Origin of the sequence: Streptomyces sp. NPDC056480, assembly GCF_042795405.1 — a bacterium.
Taxonomy (GTDB): Bacteria; Actinomycetota; Actinomycetes; order Streptomycetales; family Streptomycetaceae; genus Streptomyces.
In genome coordinates, this window is record NZ_JBHTSA010000003.1 from 27,995 (window position 1) to 45,924 (window position 17,930).

At 73.3% G+C, this 17,930-nt stretch carries 17 protein-coding genes; 7 read left to right on the forward strand and 10 right to left on the reverse strand.

The features are described 5' to 3' along the window. Nucleotides 1-50 precede the first annotated feature (50 nt). Both ACFQ79_RS02490 and ACFQ79_RS02495 read right to left on the reverse strand, forming a co-directional pair. Complete coding sequence (locus tag ACFQ79_RS02490; protein WP_383578972.1) at nucleotides 51-968, reverse strand: AAA family ATPase; 918 nt, start codon at nucleotides 966-968, stop codon at nucleotides 51-53. 2 nt (nucleotides 969-970) lie between these two features. Then, on the reverse strand, nucleotides 971-2,179 hold the full coding sequence (locus ACFQ79_RS02495) for an RNA ligase (RefSeq protein WP_383578973.1): 1,209 nt from the start codon (nucleotides 2,177-2,179) through the stop codon (nucleotides 971-973). Between the two features lie 181 nt (nucleotides 2,180-2,360). Here ACFQ79_RS02495 and ACFQ79_RS02500 point away from each other — a divergent pair, with 181 nt between their 5' ends. Further along, on the forward strand, nucleotides 2,361-2,729 hold the full coding sequence (locus ACFQ79_RS02500) for a hypothetical protein (RefSeq protein ID WP_383578974.1): 369 nt from the start codon (nucleotides 2,361-2,363) through the stop codon (nucleotides 2,727-2,729). A gap of 188 nt (nucleotides 2,730-2,917) precedes the next feature. Further along, nucleotides 2,918-3,499 (forward strand): dienelactone hydrolase family protein, encoded by a 582-nt coding sequence (locus ACFQ79_RS02505; RefSeq protein WP_383578975.1) that lies wholly within the window; start codon nucleotides 2,918-2,920, stop codon nucleotides 3,497-3,499. Here the strand turns inward: ACFQ79_RS02505 and ACFQ79_RS02510 are convergent. Further along, nucleotides 3,489-3,920, reverse strand: a complete 432-nt coding sequence (locus tag ACFQ79_RS02510; protein ID WP_383578976.1) for a protein-tyrosine phosphatase family protein — start codon at nucleotides 3,918-3,920, stop codon at nucleotides 3,489-3,491. The genes ACFQ79_RS02505 and ACFQ79_RS02510 overlap by 11 nt on opposite strands. Nucleotides 3,921-4,132: 212 nt before the next feature. Here ACFQ79_RS02510 and ACFQ79_RS02515 point away from each other — a divergent pair, with 212 nt between their 5' ends. Further along, nucleotides 4,133-5,311, forward strand: a complete 1,179-nt coding sequence (locus ACFQ79_RS02515) for a hypothetical protein (RefSeq protein WP_383578977.1) — start codon at nucleotides 4,133-4,135, stop codon at nucleotides 5,309-5,311. A gap of 15 nt (nucleotides 5,312-5,326) precedes the next feature. Here ACFQ79_RS02515 and ACFQ79_RS02520 read toward each other — a convergent pair whose 3' ends face one another. Together ACFQ79_RS02520 and ACFQ79_RS02525 are read right to left on the reverse strand one after the other, a co-directional pair. Further along, a complete protein-coding gene (locus ACFQ79_RS02520; RefSeq protein WP_383578978.1) occupies nucleotides 5,327-5,896 on the reverse strand; it encodes an NADPH-dependent FMN reductase in 570 nt (189 codons plus the stop codon). 103 nt (nucleotides 5,897-5,999) lie between these two features. Next, entirely contained in the window at nucleotides 6,000-7,580 is a 1,581-nt protein-coding gene (locus tag ACFQ79_RS02525) for an aspartate:alanine exchanger family transporter (RefSeq protein WP_383578979.1), read from the reverse strand. Between the two features lie 59 nt (nucleotides 7,581-7,639). On the opposite strand from ACFQ79_RS02525, the gene ACFQ79_RS02530 reads away from it, so the two are divergent. After that, nucleotides 7,640-9,022 carry an NAD(P)/FAD-dependent oxidoreductase gene (locus ACFQ79_RS02530; RefSeq protein WP_383578980.1) on the forward strand — a complete coding sequence of 461 codons (1,383 nt, stop codon included), beginning with the start codon at nucleotides 7,640-7,642 and terminating at the stop codon, nucleotides 9,020-9,022. 170 nt (nucleotides 9,023-9,192) lie between these two features. Here the strand turns inward: ACFQ79_RS02530 and ACFQ79_RS02535 are convergent, their stop codons facing one another. Continuing rightward, nucleotides 9,193-10,020: a hypothetical protein gene (locus tag ACFQ79_RS02535; RefSeq protein WP_383578981.1), complete on the reverse strand. Its 828-nt coding sequence runs from the start codon at nucleotides 10,018-10,020 to the stop codon at nucleotides 9,193-9,195. 177 nt (nucleotides 10,021-10,197) lie between these two features. Between ACFQ79_RS02535 and ACFQ79_RS02540 the strand changes: the two genes are divergently transcribed. From ACFQ79_RS02540 to ACFQ79_RS02550, 3 genes are all read left to right on the forward strand, one after another. Then, nucleotides 10,198-10,638 (forward strand): GNAT family N-acetyltransferase, encoded by a 441-nt coding sequence (locus tag ACFQ79_RS02540; RefSeq protein ID WP_383578982.1) that lies wholly within the window; start codon nucleotides 10,198-10,200, stop codon nucleotides 10,636-10,638. A 91-nt stretch (nucleotides 10,639-10,729) separates the two neighbouring features. Further along, nucleotides 10,730-11,809 (forward strand): dihydrodipicolinate reductase, encoded by a 1,080-nt coding sequence (locus tag ACFQ79_RS02545; RefSeq protein WP_383578983.1) that lies wholly within the window; start codon nucleotides 10,730-10,732, stop codon nucleotides 11,807-11,809. Further along, a complete protein-coding gene (locus ACFQ79_RS02550; protein ID WP_383578984.1) occupies nucleotides 11,806-12,294 on the forward strand; it encodes a carboxymuconolactone decarboxylase family protein in 489 nt (162 codons plus the stop codon). The genes ACFQ79_RS02545 and ACFQ79_RS02550 overlap by 4 nt, the downstream gene beginning before the upstream one ends. Before the next feature lie 76 nt (nucleotides 12,295-12,370). On the opposite strand, the gene ACFQ79_RS02555 is transcribed toward ACFQ79_RS02550, so the two are convergent. From ACFQ79_RS02555 to ACFQ79_RS02570, 4 genes are all read right to left on the reverse strand, one after another. Continuing rightward, nucleotides 12,371-14,014, reverse strand: a complete 1,644-nt coding sequence (locus ACFQ79_RS02555; RefSeq protein ID WP_383578985.1) for a GMC oxidoreductase — start codon at nucleotides 14,012-14,014, stop codon at nucleotides 12,371-12,373. Nucleotides 14,015-14,096: 82 nt separating this feature from the next. Next, nucleotides 14,097-14,873: an aminoglycoside adenylyltransferase family protein gene (locus tag ACFQ79_RS02560; protein WP_383578986.1), complete on the reverse strand. Its 777-nt coding sequence runs from the start codon at nucleotides 14,871-14,873 to the stop codon at nucleotides 14,097-14,099. A gap of 73 nt (nucleotides 14,874-14,946) precedes the next feature. Next, the gene (locus ACFQ79_RS02565; protein ID WP_383578987.1) at nucleotides 14,947-16,380 is read right to left on the reverse strand and encodes an aspartate ammonia-lyase; all 1,434 of its coding nucleotides are present in this window, start codon (nucleotides 16,378-16,380) and stop codon (nucleotides 14,947-14,949) included. 432 nt (nucleotides 16,381-16,812) lie between these two features. Continuing rightward, entirely contained in the window at nucleotides 16,813-17,928 is a 1,116-nt protein-coding gene (locus tag ACFQ79_RS02570; protein WP_383578988.1) for an asparaginase, read from the reverse strand. Between the last annotated feature and the right edge of the window lie 2 nt (nucleotides 17,929-17,930).

Consider the following 17,930-nt stretch of genomic DNA (forward strand, 5'->3'; position numbering starts at 1 on the left):
ACGGCGGCGGGGGTGGGCGGTCCCACCCCCGCGACGCCGGCCGCCGTGGGTCAGAAGTCGCCGTAGTTGACCTGCCAGGTGGGCAGGCCCATCCGGCGCCAGAGGGCGACGACGCGGTCACGGTCGTCGAGCGAGACGCGGACGTTGTACCGGTGGCGCACCTGGGCGTCGAAGAGCTCGGCCTTCACGAGGTCGTCGCCGCGGCCGTCGCCGGACGCCCGCATCCACAGCTCGTCGTACGGCACCTCGTGGTGGGCGAGCCAGGACTCGGTGATCGCGCGGTGGTCCTCGCTCCGGCCGGACAGCAGCACGATCCGGTCCTGCTCGGTGTGGCGGAAGGCGCGCAGGGCGTCCCGCACCGGGACGTTGAGCAGGTCCTGGTCGCAGGACCTGAAGTCGTACGGGCCCCGGCTCACGCGCAGGGCGAGGGTGCCGTCGATGTCGCACATGACGGCGGTGGGGAGGCTCGGGTCGGGGACGTAGGGCTCGCCGACCGTGGGGCGGTCGTTGAGCCAGTCCGCGGTGAGCCGCCAGCCGCCCCGGGTGGCCTTGGCGTGCTTCTCGGCGAGGATGCGGATGATCTCCTCGCCGACGGGTCGCTCGCGGGCGGCGTCGCGGCGCACGCACTCGTCGACGGGGACGTCGGTGAAGTCGTGGACGGCGAAGGTGGCGAGGCCTCCCACGGCGGCCTTCAGCCGCTTCGGGATGTGCGGGGTCAGATGGGTGTTGTCGACGACGACGTCGAAGCCGTCGTCGACGGCGGCGCGGACGGCGGCGTCCTGGATGCCGAGCACGGTCTGCTCGTGCTTGTGGGAGCGGCCGCGGTCCGGCGAGGGGACGTCGAGCATGGAGCGGAGGTCGTCGAGGTTGACGCGGCGCACGCGTCCCTCGGCGGCCGCCTGGAGGGCGCGGGCGGCCGTCGTCTTCCCGGAGGCCGGGAGGCCGGTCATGACATGGACGACAGGCACGGTCAGTTCTCCTGGTCGTGGGCGAAGGGGTCGGTGGCCTCGGGGCGCAGCTGGCGCCAGAGGAGGAGGTCGGTGGGGCGCCCGTCGAGGCGCAGGAACAGGGCGGCGCGCAGGCCGCGGTCCGGCACCCCGGCCACGGCGCGGGCGAAGGCGCCCCGGTCGCCGGCGAGGTGGGCCAGGCCCGCGTACGCCTCGTCGACCGCCCGCTCGCGCTCGGCGGCCGCGGCCTCGAGGCCGCCGATCACCTCGCGCACCCAGGCGTCGAACTCGTCCGGCACCTGCTCCAGGAGGGCGTCGAGCGGCTTGCCGCCGTCGGCCTCGACCTCGGCCAGGGAGCAGCCGAGGCCCTTGGCGAGTTCGCCGGCCGGGAGGGCGGCGAAGCGCTGGATGCCGTGGCCGCGCCAGATGTCACGCTCGGTGACACCGGTGAGCACCTTGTGGAGGCGTACGTACTCGGCGAGCTTGGCCTTGGCGCGCAGGCCGGAGGCGAAGCGCAGGACGAAGCCCTCGGCGTCGGTGCCGGTGGCCCGGTGACCGCCGGGGAGGGTGTTGGACTCCGTCAGGGCGACGAGCTCGGCGATGCCCATGGCGGGCCAGGTGCGGACGACTGAGCCGACCGGCTGCCAGCCGGTGGCGGCCTCGGCGAGCGGGACCTCGGTGCCGTCCCGGCCGAAGGCGGCGAGCAGGACGAGGTCGCGGCGCTCGCCGTAGTTCACGACGATGCGGTTGCCCGGGTAGAGGATCTCGGCGAGGTACGTGACGCCGGGCGTCAGGCCCGCCGTGTCGGCCGCGTCGAGCCGGCGCTGCGCCCAGGTGGCCTGGGTGCTGGTGAAGGAGCCCTTGGAGGCGACGTGCCAGCGGCCGTCGTAGTGGAAGACCACGCCGAGGCTGCCGTCGACCTTGTCGTACACCTCGAACGGCTCGTCGGGCAGCGGCGGCGCGTAGGGGCGGCCGGCGGCGTGTTCGGAGACGTTGAAGAACTTGGGGAGGGGGAGCGCGACGATCCGTCCGGTGGCGTCGTCGGCGACGAGTCCGCGGCAGCGGGTGGTCGCCTCGTTCCAGTGCTGGGCGTATTGGCACGCGCGCGTGTACGTGTAGATCGACAGCGGCAGCCGAGGGTGCCGCTTGCGCGTGACGTGCCCGTCCGTGAGTGCGGCGGTGAGCTCGTCGGACGGCATCAGGTCGTGCAGAGTCAGGGTCGCCTGGCTCATGGGGTCCCTCCCGGGTGTTCGGTGATCCATTCTCTGTGGTGGGAGGCGTGGAGGACAGCGAATTTCCGGTGCGGCGGGGGTGGTGTGCGGGGACTCGCTCCGGGGGGTGTCGGTGGTGCCCCGTAGACTCGCCGTCTCCCCGTCGGTGACGTCACCGGCGCAGACGAAGGAAGCGAGCCCCATGAACCACGCGGACGGCACGGCACCGATCTACGCCGAGCTCATACGGGAGCGGGGGGATGTTCCGGGTGACGTCCGCCAGGTCGCCGAGGAGGTTCTGCGGGACCTGAGCCGGGTCATCCAGGTGCCGCCGCAGGGGGTCCAGGGACCGCAGCAGGGCGTCGTCGCGCACGCGGGGGCGGGCGCGCATCCGGGGGCGCACCAGGGCGCTGTCGCCGTCCATCAGGGGGCCCTCGCCCTCCACCAGGGTGCCGGCCAGCACTCCGGTGCCGGCCAGCACTCCGGCGTCGGTGGCCCGATGGGCGTCGGCGGACCGGCGGGTGTCGTGGGTCAGGCGGGCGCCGTCCTGCCGCACCGGCCGATGCGCTAGCCGACCGTTCCGGGGCCGTCCGTCACGCTTCCGGCCGGCCCCGGCCTCTCGGCCTCGTCCCCGATCCCGCTCGGCGCTCCGGCCCGTCCGCCCGTTTCCGGGCGTTGTCGGTGCCGTAGGTCATGCTGCTGCGATCGGCCCGTGCCGCAGTGGGGGCGGGCCACGTACGGACGACTGGGGATGACGACATGGCCGAGGTTCTGCTCTTCCACCACGCGCTCGGGCTGACCGAGGGCGTGGGCGCGTTCGCCGAGGAGCTGCGACGGGCGGGGCACACGGTGCACACGCCCGACCTGTACGGGGGCCGGACCTTCACCGATCTCGAGGCCGGCGTCGGGTACGCCCAGGAGATCGGCTTCGCCACCCTCGTGGCGCGCGGCGAGCAGGCGGCGGCGGACCTGCCCGAGGCCCTCGTCTACGCCGGGTTCTCGCTCGGCGTGCTGCCGGCCCAGAAGCTGGCGCAGACCCGGGCCGGGGCGCTCGGTGCCCTGCTGTTCAGCGCCTGCGTGCCGGTGTCGGAGTTCGGCGCGGCCTGGCCGGAGGGCGTCCCCGCCCAGGTGCACGGGATGGACGCCGACCCCTTCTTCGTCGACGACGGGGATCTGGCGGCCGCCCGCGCGCTGGTGGCGGACGCGGCGGACCGGAGACTCTTCCTGTACCCGGGGAGCACGCATCTGTTCGCCGAGCGCGGGACGCCGTCCTTCGCGCCGGAGGCGACCGCGCTGTGCCTGGAGCGGGCGGTCTGCCTCCTGGACGCCGTCAAGCGCTGAAGCGGCGGACGTAGCGGCGCTGCCACGGGGTCTCGACGGCGTGCCGGTCGTAGTGACGCCGGACGTGGTCGACGGCCTCGTCGGCCGGAACCCCGTCCAGGACGGCGAGACAGGCCAGGGCGGTGCCCGTGCGGCCCCGCCCGCCTCCGCAGGCGATCTCGACCCGCTCGTCCGCAGCGCGTTCCCAGGCGTCGGTGAGGACGGCTCGGGCCGCGTCACGGTCCGCGGGGAGGCGGAAGTCCGGCCAGCGGAGCCACACCGATTCCCACGGGACCTCGGACGGCCTCTTGCCGAGCAGATGGACGGCGTAGGTCGGCCGGGGTCCCCCGGGAAGCGGGCGGCGCAGGGCGCGGCCGCGCACCAGCAGTCCGGAGGGAAGTCTCAGGACGCCGGGGGCCGACTCCTGCCAGGGTTCAGTCATCCCGTCACGGTAGGGGCAGACGGGGCTCCCGGGGGCAGCATCGGGATCGCCGCGGCATCAGCCGATCGGTCGACCCCGGTGTCGTCCGTCCCGCCGTCGGGCCGGGGCCGGCTGTCGGACCGTGCACGGCCGTGTGCGGGCGGAGGATCGGTGCAGGGTGCGGCCCGTCCTCGGACGGGGCCGCCCGTGTCCGCCGTACCGAGGAGTCCGTCATGACGAAGTACCGCCGTGCGTCCCGTACCGCCCGGGTGCTCCTGCCCGGGGCCGTGGCCGTGGTCCTGCTCGCCGGGTGCGCGCAGGGGTCCGGAGGGGCGGCTTCCGCGGCGGGACCGACATCACCGGCCGGGGTGTCCCCCACCGGCGCGCCGCCCACCGCCGGCTCCTCCGGCACCGTGCCACCCGCCCCGACCGGCAGGCCGGCGCCGGGCACCCTCCTGGTCGCCGACTTCGGCTCCGACACGGTGACCTTCGTCGATCCCGCGCGGGGTGCCACCGGCTCGGTCGAGGTCGGCACCGCTCCGTACGGTCTCGTCCTCGGCGAGGACGGGCGGGCCTGGGTGGCGACCGCCGAGGGCGTCGCGGTGGTGGACACGAGGACCCGGCAGCGGCTCGCGCTCATCCCGTACGAGACGGACGCCGGTCCCGTGACCACGGGCGAGTACCGGGGCGGCGGCATGGGCATCGCCCTCGCGCCGGACGGCCGCCGGGTGTACGTGGGGGTCAACGTGCCCGGCGGGAACGGCACCCTGGAGGTGATCGACACGACGGCGCTGCGGGTCACGGACACGGTGCCGGTCGGCCGGCGCCCCTTCGACGTGGACGTCTCGCGTGACGGTGCCGAGGTGTACGCGACGAACCACGACTCATTCGACGTCACGGTCGTCGACGCGGGGACGTTGGAACCGCGCCGGGTGGAGGTCGCCCCGTACGGCACGGAGGGCGGGCTCGGCTCCTGGCTGAAACCGCACTACACGGCCGTGCGCCCCTCGGACGGCAGGCTGCTGCTGCCCTTCGAGGGCGAGCGGCTCGCGGTCGTCGACCCGCGGACCGGCCGGACGACCATCGAGCCGATGACCGCGAACACCCACCAGCACGGCACCACGGTGACCGACGACGGCACGCTCCTGACGGTGGGCACGGGACCGATCGACCCGGACGAGGACGAGGGGCCCTCCCTGACGGTCAGGACCCCCGGCGGCGCCGAGCGGGTGTATCCGCTGGAGGGGCCGCACGAGGACGTGGCGGTCTCCGCGGACGGGCGCACCGCCTATGTGACCGGCGGTTTCACCCGCGACGGGTACTGGGACGGCCTGAGCGTCGTCGATCTCGACACGGGTGACGTCCGCCGGCTGGAGGCGGGTTCGCGTCCGCTGGGGGTCGTGGTCCTCTGACCGCCGCGTACCCGTTCAGCGCTGGGGCAGGACGGTGAGGACCCGCTCGATGAAGGTCTTGAAGTCGGCCATGAAGTCGGTCAGGAACTGCTGGGTCGTCGGGTCGGTGACCTCGCCGTCCGGTGTGAAGAGCCCCGGGACGAACTGGATGTAGCCCTCGGGGGCGTTCATCTGCGGGGAGTTGCAGAAGCTCAGCACCGAGCGGAGGCTCTGCTGGGCGACGGCGGTGCCGATCTTGCCGGGCGAGGCGCCGATGACGGCCGAGGGCTTGTGGGTGAAGGAGTTGGTTCCCCAGGGGCGGCTGGCCCAGTCGATGGCGTTCTTGAGGCCGCCGGGGATGGAACGGTTGTACTCGGGGGTGACGAAGAGGACGGCGTCGACGGCGGCGATGGCGTCCTTGAGCGCGCGGCCCTCGGGCGGGTAGTCGGCGTCGAAGTCGTGGTTGTAGAGCGGCAGGTCCTTGATGGGGATCTCCTGGAACTCCAGCTCCGGCGGCGCCACGCGGAGGAGGGCGCGGGAGAGGGTCCGGTTGATGGAGTCCTTCGACAGGCTGCCGACGAAGTAGCCGACCTTGTACGTGGTCATGCGTGGTGTTCCGCCTTCCGGGAGGGGGTCCGGCCGCCGCGCCGGGCCTTCGGCAACGTAACCCGGCCGCGGCCGGGCTGCGACCGGAGTCCCGCCGCGGGCCTCAGAGCCCCACGATCAACTGGATGCAGACGATCTTGACGAGGATGGCCAGGGCGAACAGGGTCGCGTAGCCGGTGTTCACCCGGCTGTCGGAGACGCGGCTGTTGGCGTACGCGGTGATGGCCGGGTTGCCCACGTACCCGGCGAGGAGCCCCATGGTGCGGGGCCTGCTCTGGCCGAGGAGCCGGGCGACGAGCACCATCAGGGCGTAGCTGAGCACGGCGCCGATCACGAGCACCGCGAGGAGCTTGAGGCCGAAGAGGGAGAACGCCTCGCGGCGGAAGGCGTAGCCCGAGGTCAGGCCGACGCAGGCGAGGAAGATCAGCAGGCCGATCTGGCGGAGCGTGAGGTTGGCGCGGGTCGGCAGGACCCAGACGAGGGGGCCGGTGCGGCGCAGCCGGCCGAGGATCATGGCCATGACGAGGGGTCCGGCGGCGGTGCCGAGGGACAGGACGGTGGAGCCGATGGTCAGCTTGGGGATGCCGATGAGGAAGCCGGCGGCGAGGCCGAGGCCCATGCTGACGGCGCTGACCTCGCTGACCTTGGCCTCGGTGTCGCCGAGGAAGCCGGTGACCTCGGCGGTGCGTTCCCTGGGCATGGCGACGCGGACCCGGTCGTCGAGCTGGAGCAGCAGGTCGTCGTGGGCCAGGAGGTCCTGGTCGCCGCGGCGGACCCGGGTGGCCTTGGCTCCGTAGCGGTCGCCGAGGCCGAGTTCGGCCACGGTGTGTCCGGCGAGGTCGGGGTTGGTGAGCAGGATGCGGCGGTAGTCGACGATGTCGCGCCGGTCGAGGAGGTGGGTGGCGGCCTGGGTGCCGAGGGCGGCGATGCCGGCGGCGACGGCCTCGGGTCCGCCGACGAGGACCACCTGGTCGCCCGGGGCGAGGGCGTCGAGGTCGCGGGCGACACGGGGCGTGCCGCCCAGGGGCCGGTGGGCGCTGGCGAGGAGCCGTCCTTCGGCGGCGCCGGGGACGTCGGCCCAGCGGAGGGGCCGGGTGACGTCGACGGTGCGGGTGATCAGTTCCTTGGGGAGTCCGGAGCCGGGGTCGCGGCGGCCGGGCCAGTTGCGGGCGGCGGCGACGGCCGAGACGAAGAGGATGGTGAGGACGACGGCGAGGGGGTAGCCGATCGCGTAGCCGGTGGCGGGCTGGGCGGGGTCGGGCGAGGAGGCCTGGGCGGCGGCGAGGCCGGGGGTGGTGGTGCCGATGCCCGCGAAGCCGCCCGCGAGATACGGGCCGTCGATGTCGAAGGCCTTGCTGCCGAGGAGGCCGACGGCGACGGCGGTGACGACGAGGGCGGCGACGGCTCCGGTCATCACGGCGAGCTGGGGGCGGAGTTCTCGGAAGAAGGCCGGGCCCGCTTCCAGACCGACGGTGTACACGTACAGGGCGAGGCCGAGGACGGAGAGCCCCGCGGGCACGGCGGGGCCGATGTCGGGATCGAGCGCGCCCAGGAGCAGGCCGACGAAGAGGACGCCCGCGGGGCCGAGCTTCACCGGACCGAAGCGGACCATGCCGAAGAGCGATCCGGCCGCAATGACGATAAAAAGGGTGAACCACGGATAGTCAGCGAAAAATTGCCACATGCGGCTTACTCAGCCATATCCGATGGTTTCTTGCACGCTCATACGGAAGGGCGGACAGCGTGACGCGACCGAGGATTCTCGTGGTGGGCGCCGGATTCGCCGGAGTGGCCTGTGTACGGCGGCTCGAACGACGCCTCGCGGAGCGGGAGGCGCAGCTCGCGCTCCTCTCACCGTTCTCGTACCAGCTGTATCTGCCCCTGCTCCCCCAGGTGGCGGCGGGGGTCCTGACCCCGCAGTCCGTCGCGCTGTCGCTGCGCCGCAGCGAACGGCACCGCACCCGGATCGTGCCGGGCGGAGTGGTCGGCGTGGACACGGCGGCGAAGGTCTGCGTGGTGCGGACGATCGCCGGGGAGTACGTGACCGAGCCGTACGACCATCTCGTGCTCGCGCCCGGCAGTGTGACCCGCAGCTTCGACATCCCCGGGCTCGCGGAGCACGCGCGGGGGATGAAGACCCTCGCCGAGGCCGTGTACATCCGCGACCACGTCATCGCCCAGCTCGACCTGGCGGACGCGAGCACCGACGAGGAGGAGCGGGCCGCGCGGCTGCGGTTCGTGGTGGTCGGCGGTGGTTACGCGGGTACGGAGACGGCGGCCTGCCTCCAGCTGCTCACCCACAACGCGGCCAAGCGCTATCCCCGCATCGACCCGAAGCTCATCAAGTGGCACCTGGTCGACATCGCGCCGAAGCTGATGCCCGAGCTGGGCGACAAGCTGGGCGCCGCCGCGATGGACATCCTGACCAAGCGCGGCATCGAGGTCTCCCTGGGCGTGTCGGTGGCCTCCGTGGACGACGAGGCCGTGACGCTCACGGACGGGCGGGTGCTGCCGAGCCGGACGCTGATCTGGACGGCCGGGGTGGCGGCGAGCCCGCTGATCGGCACGCTCGGCGCGGAGACGTTCCGGGGGCGGCTCGTGGTCACGGCCGAGATGAACGTGCCGGGGCTCGACGGGGTGTGGGCCCTCGGGGACGCGGCGGCGGTGCCGGACCTCGCCAAGGGCGAGGAGGGCGCGATCTGTCCGCCGACCGCCCAGCACGCGATGCGGCAGGGCAAGGCGCTCGCCGACAACCTGGTCTCGACGCTGCGCGGCGAGCGGACCCATCCGTACACCCACAAGGATCTGGGTCTGGTGGTGGACCTCGGCGGGCTCGACGGGGTCTCCAAGCCGCTCGGTGTGGAGCTGCACGGGGCGCCCGCGCAGGCCGTGGCCCGCGCCTATCACTGGGCCGCGCTGCGGACCAATGTGGCGAAGACCCGGGTGATGACGAACTGGCTGCTGAACGCCGTGGCCGGGGACGACTTCGTACGGACCGGGTTCCTGGCGTCGAAGTCGGGCACGCTGCGGGACTTCGAGTACACCGACGCCTATCTGACCCCGGAGCAGGTACTCGCCCACACGGGCGCGTTCCGCGGGGCGGTCGGGACCGGCGGAGGGAACTGAGGCACACGCGCGCGTACGTGGCGGGAAGAGGGCCACGACGGGCGCACGGGGCCGGCGGCGACGGCGAGCACGGGGCCGGACGGCGAAAGCGCGTCCGGCCCCGTCGCTGTGCTGTCGGGCGTGCCCGGGGGGTGTGCCCGGGGGCGCGGCCGAGGACTATCCGGCCTCGTTCAGCGGGTCAGTTCGGGCGCCGGGCCCATGACGACGACGGGCTCCTTGGCCGGGTCGAGGGCACGGATGAGTTCGCGCAGCGGCTCGCGTTCGAGCGCGATGCAGGCCTGGGTGGGGCCGCCGTGGTCGACGTGGATCCAGACGCCGCCGCCCTTCTCGTCGCCGAGCGGGCGTTCCCTGTCGAGCGGGGTCCGGCCGGGGACCCGGTTGTAGTCGATGGCGACCACATGGTCGAAGGACCCTTCGAGGGGCTCGCCGAGGAAGCCGGTGCCGCTGATGGCGAACTGGTCGTCCTGGTCGTACGGGAGGCGGGAGCCCGGGTCGGGCAGCCGGCCGCCCGCGTCACCGAGCCGGAAGACCCCGATGGGGGTGCGCAGGTCGCCGGCCGTGTGGTCGGCGGTCCAGCCCCGGAGCGCGTTGCGGGTGGGCCACGGCCCCGCCGACTCGGTCCAGTGGCCGCCGGGGCCCTTCTCGTAGAGGGTCGCGGTGGAGTAGTTGTCGTCGGCGGTCGCGCCGGTGACGACCAGGGCCTGGGTGGTGCCGTCGGGGACGAAGGCCTGGGTGGCGGGGCCGACGCCGGGGAGTCTGGGCGCCGGAGCGGGCTCGGAGGCGATGCTGCTCGCGGGCTCCCCCGGCCCGGCGGCCCCGTGGGCGGCGCCGGGTGGGGCGCCCGCGGGGCGGGAGTCCCCGGCGGTCGCGGCGGCCGCGGCCGTCCCTGCGGGGGCGGCGGGGGCGGGGCGCGCGGTGTTCGCGCAGCCGCTGAGCAGCAGGGCCGCGCACAGCATGCCGGCGCTCAGCAGCGCGGGGGCGCCCTTGTGGACGGGCATGGAAGGATCCTCCTGGCCGGGGGGCAATGCGTGGATGCGTACCCGTTCGGCGGGCGGCGCTGCGGAGGTTCCGGTGGCCTCACCCGTACGGCCGCGTCCAGCGGTGGCGAAGGCCCTCGGCGGCGTACCCGTCCGAATGCGGTTGACCGGCCGGGCGGGGCACGCTTTCCTGCACGCATGAACGATCTTCACATCGAACCGGCCCGGGGCGAGGAGCGGCTCGCGCACTGGCGGGACGTCCACAACACGATCATCCCGACGGCCGTGCTCTCCCCCGACGAGGTGCGCGAGCGCGCGGGGCGGAACCGGCTCGAGGTCGCCTATCTCGGGGAGGTGGTGGTGGGCTGTTCGACGGTGCGGCCGCCCGACGAGGAGACCCCGGCGGCGACCGTCATCGCGCGGACGCTGCCGGAGTTCCGGGGGCGGGGCGTCGGGACGGCGCTGTACGAGCGGGGGCTCGCGCACGCGCGGACGCTGAGCGACGAGGGCGTGGAGACGGTGGTGCTGGCCTCGAACGAAGACGGGCTGCGGTTCGCGCTCGCTCGCGGTTTCGTCGAGGTGGAGCGGTACGTCCTGCCGGGTGACACGGTGCCGTTCGTGACGCTGCGGCTGGCCTGACCCGCCCGGACCCCGACGGTGATCTGACGATTCGTCAGATCATCGCGTCACGGGTCTGGGAACCTTCGGGGCCCGGCGCTACCCTCCGCGCATGATTCGGACGGTGGTGTGGGGTACCGGAAATGTCGGGCGCGCGGCGATCCGCGCCGTGGACGCCCATCCAGGGCTTGAGCTCTCGGCCGTGCTGGTCTCCGATCCGGCGAAGGTCGGACGGGACGCGGGCCGGCTCGCGGGGCTCGGCCACGACCTCGGGGTCGTGGCCGTGGACGATGTGGGCGCGGTGCTCGACGGGCGGCCGGGGGCGGTGGTGTACGCGGCTTCCGGCGACACCCGGCCCGACGGGGCGCTCGACGACGTGGCGCGCGCGGTGCGGACGGGCGCGGTGGTGGTCACCCCCGCGCTGTATCCGCTCTATGACCAGCGCAACGCGCCGCCCGAGTTCCGGGATCCGGTGCTCGCGGCGGTCGCCGAGGGCGGTGGTTCGCTCTTCGTGTCGGGGGTCGACCCGGGCTGGGGCAACGACGTGCTGCCGCTGCTCGTGAGCGGGCTCGGCAGCACGGTGGACGTGATCCGCTGTCAGGAGATCTTCGACTACTCGACGTACGAGCAGGAGGAGTCGGTCCGGGACCTGATCGGGATGGGCCGGCCGCTCGACTACGAGCCGCCGATGCTGCTGCCGTCGGTGCCGACGATGGTGTGGGGCGGACAGATACGCCTGATGGCCCGCGCGCTCGGCGCCGAGCTCGACGAGATCCGCGAGACGGTGGACCGGCGTCCGCTGGAGTCGACCGTGAAGACCCGGACGATGGGCGTCTTCGAGGCGGGCACGCAGGGCGCGATCCGCTTCGAGGTGCAGGGCGTCGTCGCCGGGGAGCCCCGCATCGTGATCGAGCACGTCACCCGCATCCATCCCTCGTGCGCGCCGGACTGGCCGGTGCCGCCGGACGGGGCGGGGGCGCACCGGGTGATCGTCGAGGGCAGTCCCCGGATCGAGGTGACGGTGGCGGCGACCGCCGAGGGCGAGAACCGCTCGGCGGGCGGGAACGCGACGGCGGTGGGCCGGCTGGTCGGGGCGATCGACTGGCTGGTGGCCGCGGAGCCGGGACTGTACGACGCGCTGGACGTGCCGTTGCGGCCGGCGGTCGGGAAGCTGGGAAGGAGACCACGGTGATCATCGACATTCCCGAGGGCCAGGAGCCGATCGGGTACGTGTGGGGCGACATGGTCCCGGAGATCGGGACTGCGGCGGCGAACTTCTCGCTGTCGGTGTACGCCCATACGACGCTGGGGCTGCGCGAGTTCGAGGCGGCGCGGCTGCGGATCGCGCAGATCAACGGCTGCGGTTTCTGTCTGGACTGGCGTACCGACCGGGACGGGGTGAAGGTCGAGGAGGGCTTCGACGAGGTCGTCGCGGCCTGGCGGGAGACGCCGGTCTCGGAGGGCTTCGACGAGCGGACGCGGCTCGCGGCCGAGTACGCGGAGCGGTACGCGCTGGACCATCACGGTCTGGACGAGGAGTTCTGGGAGCGGATGACGGCCCGGTACAGCCAGGCGGAGATCGTGGAGCTGACGATGAGTCTGGGCTCGTGGCTGGCGTTCGGGCGGCTCAACCGGGTGCTCGGGCTCGACGAGGTGTGTGTGCTGCCGACGCACTGACCGCGTGCGGAAGGGCCGGCCGGGTGGTTCCCGGCCGGCCCTTCCCCGTGCGGCGTGCGCGTGCCGCGCCGCGGGCTCAGAAGTCCTCGGCGACGATCCGCTCGATGTTGCGTTCGGCGAGGGCCGTGATGGTGACGAACGGGTTGACGCTGGCGTTGCCGGGGATCAGCGATCCGTCGATGACGTACAGCCCGGAGTAGCCGTGGAGGCGTCCGTGGTTGTCGGTCGCCTTGCCCAGGACCGCGCCGCCGAGCGGGTGGTAGGTGAGGTGGTCGCCCCAGATCTTGTACACACCGAAGAGGTCGGTGCGGTAGATCGTGCCCTCCTTGGAGTTGATCTTGTCGAAGATGGTCTTCGCGGCGTCGATGGACGTCTGCTTCCAGGCCCTGTCCCAGCTCAGGTCGACCTTGCCGGTGGCCGGGTTCCAGGTGAACTCGGCCCGGTGGGGGGTCTTGGTGATGGAGAGGTAGAAGGAGGCGTAGGTCTCGATGCCGGTGGGCAGCGGGGCGACCTCGGCGAAGGCGCCGCCCGCGTCCCAGTTGTCGATGCCCGCGGTGGGCATGGCGGACTGGAGCTTTCCGGTCGGGTCCCACATGTGGTTGGCGCGGCCGCACATGACGTTGCCGTTGTCGCCCCAGCCCTTGCCGATCTCGTTGTTGAGGGCGGGCAGCGCGCCGGTGGCCTTGAGGCGGGTGAGGAGCTTGCTCGTGCCGATGCTTCCGGCGGCGAAGAAGACCTTGTCGGCGGTGACGGTCTTGCTCGCGAGGGTGGCGCCCGTGGTGTCGATCTGGTCGATGGCGACCGTGTAGCCGCCGCCGGCCGCCGGGGTGACGGAGGTGACCTTGTGCAGGGCGGAGACGGTGACCCGGCCGGTGGCGGCGGCCTGGGCCAGATAGGTCTTCTGGAGGGTCTTCTTGCCGGCGTTGTTGCCGTAGATGACCTCACCGTCGAGGGCGGACTTCGGGACGGCCCCCGCGGCCTCCTGCTTCATGTAGTCCCAGTCGTAGACGTTCGGGACGAACACGAAGGGGAAGCCGGAGCGCTGGGCGTGCTTGCGGCCGACGCGCGCGTACTGGTAGCAGGCGGCGCTCTCCCACCAGGACCGGTCCACCTCGGTGACGCCGAGTCCCGCGTTGGCGCGCGGGTAGTAGGTGGCGTACATCTCGGCCGCGTCGACGGTCGGGAGGATGGCCGCGAAGTTCTCGCGGCGCGGGGTGACGGCCATGCCGCCGTTGACGAGGGAGCCGCCGCCGACGCCCCTGCCCTGGTAGACGGTGATGCCGGCGAAGTCCTCGGCGTCGAGGATGCCCGTGTGCCGCGGGACGTCCTTGTCGAGGGGGAAGCCGAGGAAGTTGCTCAGCGGCTGCTTGGTGCGGGTCCGCAGCCAGAAGGAGCGGTAGTCGGGCCGGGTGGTGTTGGCGAAGATCTTGCCGTCGGGTCCCGGGGTGTCCCAGGCCATGCCCATCTCGACCATGTGGACGGCGACGCCCGCGCGGGCGAGCCGGAGGGCGGCCACGGAGCCGCCGTATCCGGTGCCGATGACGAGGGCGGGCACGTGGGCGCCGGTGGGGATGGGGGTGTCGGCGAGGCGGGCTTCCGCGTGGGCCGGGGTGCCGTGGCCGACCAGGGCGGCAGCACCGAGAACAGAACCTGTTCCCGCGAGGAATCGGCGACGGCTGACGCCACCGATTCCCCTTGCGGGCAGGGGGAGTTCGCTCATGTGATGTCCCTCACTCAGGGGCGAATGGGAACATGTTCTACTGTCGGCCATCGGGGAAGTCACGAGAAACCGACGGGTAACTTCAGGTCGGGTACACCTCTCGAACGGATTCCGTCAGATACCGGGCGAGTGCACGGACTTCCGGCCGCCTTTCCGTCCAACTCCCGTACTCCCCCGCCACATAGAGCGCACGCGCCTCGGCGAGGGCCGGGCGGTGGATGGCCGGAAGGCGCTCAAGGACCCAGTCGGCGGCGGCGTCCTTCGAGCGGATCTCGCCGGTGGCGAGGGTGCTGAGGACCCGCGCCAGGGTCAGCAGGACGTTCCGGGTGTCATCGTCCAGGTCCTCGAGGAGCTCGGGGACCCCGGCGACGATCGCGGCGCGCAGGTCGTCCTCAGGGACCGGGTCGAAGACCTCCGCGGGAGGCGGACCGAAGAGCGGGGCGTTCCCGGCCCGCGCCATGGTGATCAGCGGAGCGAGATCCGGGCACGGCGCGGGCACGGGGGTGCCGCCCGCCTCGAACCCGTCGCGGAGCCACTCCCCGTAGAGGAAATCGCAGACCGGCGGGTACCGCCAGGGACGGACCTCGGAGTGCACCACGACGCTCAGCTCCACGGGCCGGGCCGGTCCCTCGTACGCCCGCTCCCCCGAGACGGCGAGCAACGCCTGGACGAGGGACCGCCGTTCGGCCCCGGTGGTGCCGCGGCGCACGGTCACGAGCACGTCGATGTCGCTGCCCGGCCGCAGTCCGCCGAGCACGGCCGAACCGTGAAGACAGGCGGCGAGCACCTCGGATCCGAGTACGTCACGGACCAGGCGTACGACGTGCTCGGCCCGGTCCCTTCCCTCCGCGTGGGTCATGCGTGGCCTCCTCGGCTCCGGATACGTCGGGCGTGAGCCCGTCACCGTACCCGGGGCCGAGGAGACGGAGAGGTCAGGCCAGGGCCGGGCCCGGGGCGCCGGTGAGGCGCTCGGGGGTGAGCAGCTCGGCGAGGCGCTCCGCGGGCAGCAGGCCCTTCTCCAGGGTGAGTTCGACGACGCCGCGCCCGGTGGCGAGCGCCTCCTGCGCGATCGCCGTGGCCGCGGTGTAGCCGAGGTGCGGGTTGAGCGCGGTGGCGAGACCGATGGAGTTCTCGACGGCCGCCCTGAGCGCCTCGGTGTTGGCGGTGATGCCGCTGACGCAGCGGTCGGCGAGGGTCAGACAGGCGGCGCGCAGGGAGAGGAGGCTCTTCGACAGGGCGTGGAAGATGACCGGCTCGAAGGCGTTGAGCTGGAGCTGCCCGGCCTCGGCGGCCATGGTGATGGTGATGTCGTTGCCGATCACCTCGAAGGCGACCTGGTTGACGACCTCGGGGATCACCGGGTTGACCTTGCCGGGCATGATGCTGGAACCGGCCTGGACCGGCGGCAGGTTGATCTCGTTGAGCCCGGCGCGCGGTCCCGAGGACAGCAGCCTCAGGTCGTTGCAGGTCTTGGAGAGCTTGACCGCGATGCGCTTGAGGACCCCGGAGAGCTGGACGAAGGCGCCGCAGTCCTGGGTGGCCTCGATCAGGTTGGCGGAGGTGACGAGCGGCAGGCCGGTCAGCTCGGCGAGGTTGCGGCGGGCGGTCTCGGCGTAGCCGGGCGCGGCATTGAGGCCGGTGCCGATGGCGGTGGCCCCGAGGTTGATCTCGTGGATGAGCTCGACGGCCTCGGCGAGCCGGCTGCGGTCCTCCTCCAGCATCACGGCGTAGGTGGAGAACTCCTGGCCGAGGGTCATGGGCACCGCGTCCTGGAGCTGGGTGCGGCCCATCTTGACGACGTCGCGGAACTCCAGGGCCTTGGCGGCGAAGGCGTCCTGGAGCACGGCCATGGCGAGGAGGAGTTCGCGGGCGGCGCCGATCGCCGCGATGCGGATGGCGGTCGGGTAGACGTCGTTGGTGGACTGGCCGAGGTTGACGTCCTCGTTGGGGTGGAGGCGGTCGTAGTCGCCCTTCGCGTGGCCGAGGAGTTCCAGGGCGCGGTTGGCGACGACCTCGTTGGCGTTCATGTTGGTGGAGGTGCCGGCGCCGCCCTGGACGACGTCCACGACGAACTGGTCGTGGAGCCGTCCCGTACGGATCTCCCGGCACGCGCCGGCGATGGCGGCGGCCTTGTCGGCGGGCAGCAGCCCCAGTTCCTCGTTGGCGCGGGCCGCGGCCTCCTTGACGGCGGCGAGCGCGTCGATCAGGAGCGGGTAGACGGAGATGGGCGTGCCGGTGACGGTGAAGTTCTCGGTGGCGCGCAGGGTGTGGACACCCCAGTAGGCGTCGGCGGGAACGTCCCGGTCGCCGAGCAGATCGTGCTCGCGGCGGACGGGGACGGGGTGCGGGGCCGGTGCGGGAGCCATGGGGTCCTTGGGGTGCGTGGCGCGCCCAGGGGGCCGCCGGGGTTGCGGTGGGGTGGGGTGTTGCCCGTGGGGTCCGGGCCGGGAGGTCGGCCCGGCCGCGTGCGCGGTGGGGCTCCGGCCGAGGGGGTGGCCGTCCCGCGTGCGCGGTGGGGGCCTGGCCGAGGGGGCGGCCGTCCCGCGTGCGCGGTGGGGGCCCGGCCGAGGGGGCGGCCGTCCCGCGTGCGCGGTGAGGGCCTGGCCGAAGGGGTGGCCGTCCGCGTGCGCCGTGGCCCGGCCGAGGGGGGCGGCCGTCCGCATGTCCCGTGGCCCGGCCGACTTCGTGGCCGTACGACGACGGGGGCGGGCGGCAGCGCCTCGCGAAGCTTGGCTCCGGCTCGCGGACGGGCGGGGGGGGTGCGCCGCCCGCGAGCCGGGGTTCTGTGGTGCGCCGGGTCAGGCGCGGGCGGCGACGGCCGAGGCCGAGCGGGAGCCGCCGGTGGCGAGGGCCGGTTCCGCGCGGACGGGCCCGTCGAGGAGGCGGCGCAGCAGGGCGGTGCTGCGGACGGGGTCGCCCGCGCCGTTGCCGCCTTCGGCGAGCAGCGTCGCCAGGACCGCGATCCGTGCCTGCGCGGCGCGGAGCGTGCCGGTGAGCAGCGCCCCGGCGGCGACGAGGTCGACGGCCCCGCCGCCGGTGTAGATCTCGGCGAGCGGCCCTGCGGGGACACGGGTGGTCACGGCGACCAGGACGCCCTGGGCGACCGCGTCGGCCACGGCGGCGGCGATCTCGGGGGTGGCGTTGCCCGCGCCGGTGGCGACGAGGACGACGCCCTGGGCGCCGGCGGCCACGGCCGCGTTCAGCAGGAAGGGATCGCCGTCGGAGTGGTGCGTGACAATGGCGACGCGGGGCACCGGGACGGCGTCGGGGAGGTCGGGGTCCGCCTTGTCCGCGGCGACGGGCAGCGGCAGTGGCGTCGGGCGCTCCGGCTGCCGCTCGATGTCGACACGGGAGAAGCCGACGCGGCCCAGGCGCTCGGCCGAGGGGTCGGAGAAGGCGTCGGCGGCGAGCGTCTGCGTCTTGACGGTGCCGCGGGCGGCGTGGACGCGTCCGTCGAAGACGACGAGGACACCGAGGTCGCTGACGGAGGAGGCGACCTGGAGCGCGTCGTACAGGTTGCCGGGGCCGTCCCCGTCGCCGGTGCCGAAGGGGCGCTGGGCGCCGGTGAGGACGACCGGGCGGGCGTCGCTGTGGTGGAGGTCCAGGAAGAAGGCGGTCTCTTCGAGGGTGTCGGTGCCGTGGGTGATCACGATGCCGTCGACGCCGGGGTCGGCGAGGGTCTCGTGGACCGTCCTGAGGAGGGCGAGCTGGTGCGCCGCGGTCACGCGGGAGCTGTTGACGTTGAAGAGGTCGACGACCTCGACGGTGACGCCCTCGGGAAGCGGTGCGGTGGCCAGTACGTCGTCGCCTGACGCGTCGGCGGCGTAGCCGGTGCCCTGCCAGCGGCTGGCGATCGTGCCGCCCGTGCTGATGACGACGATCCGGCGCGCTCCCCCGTCGTTCGTCCGCTTCATGC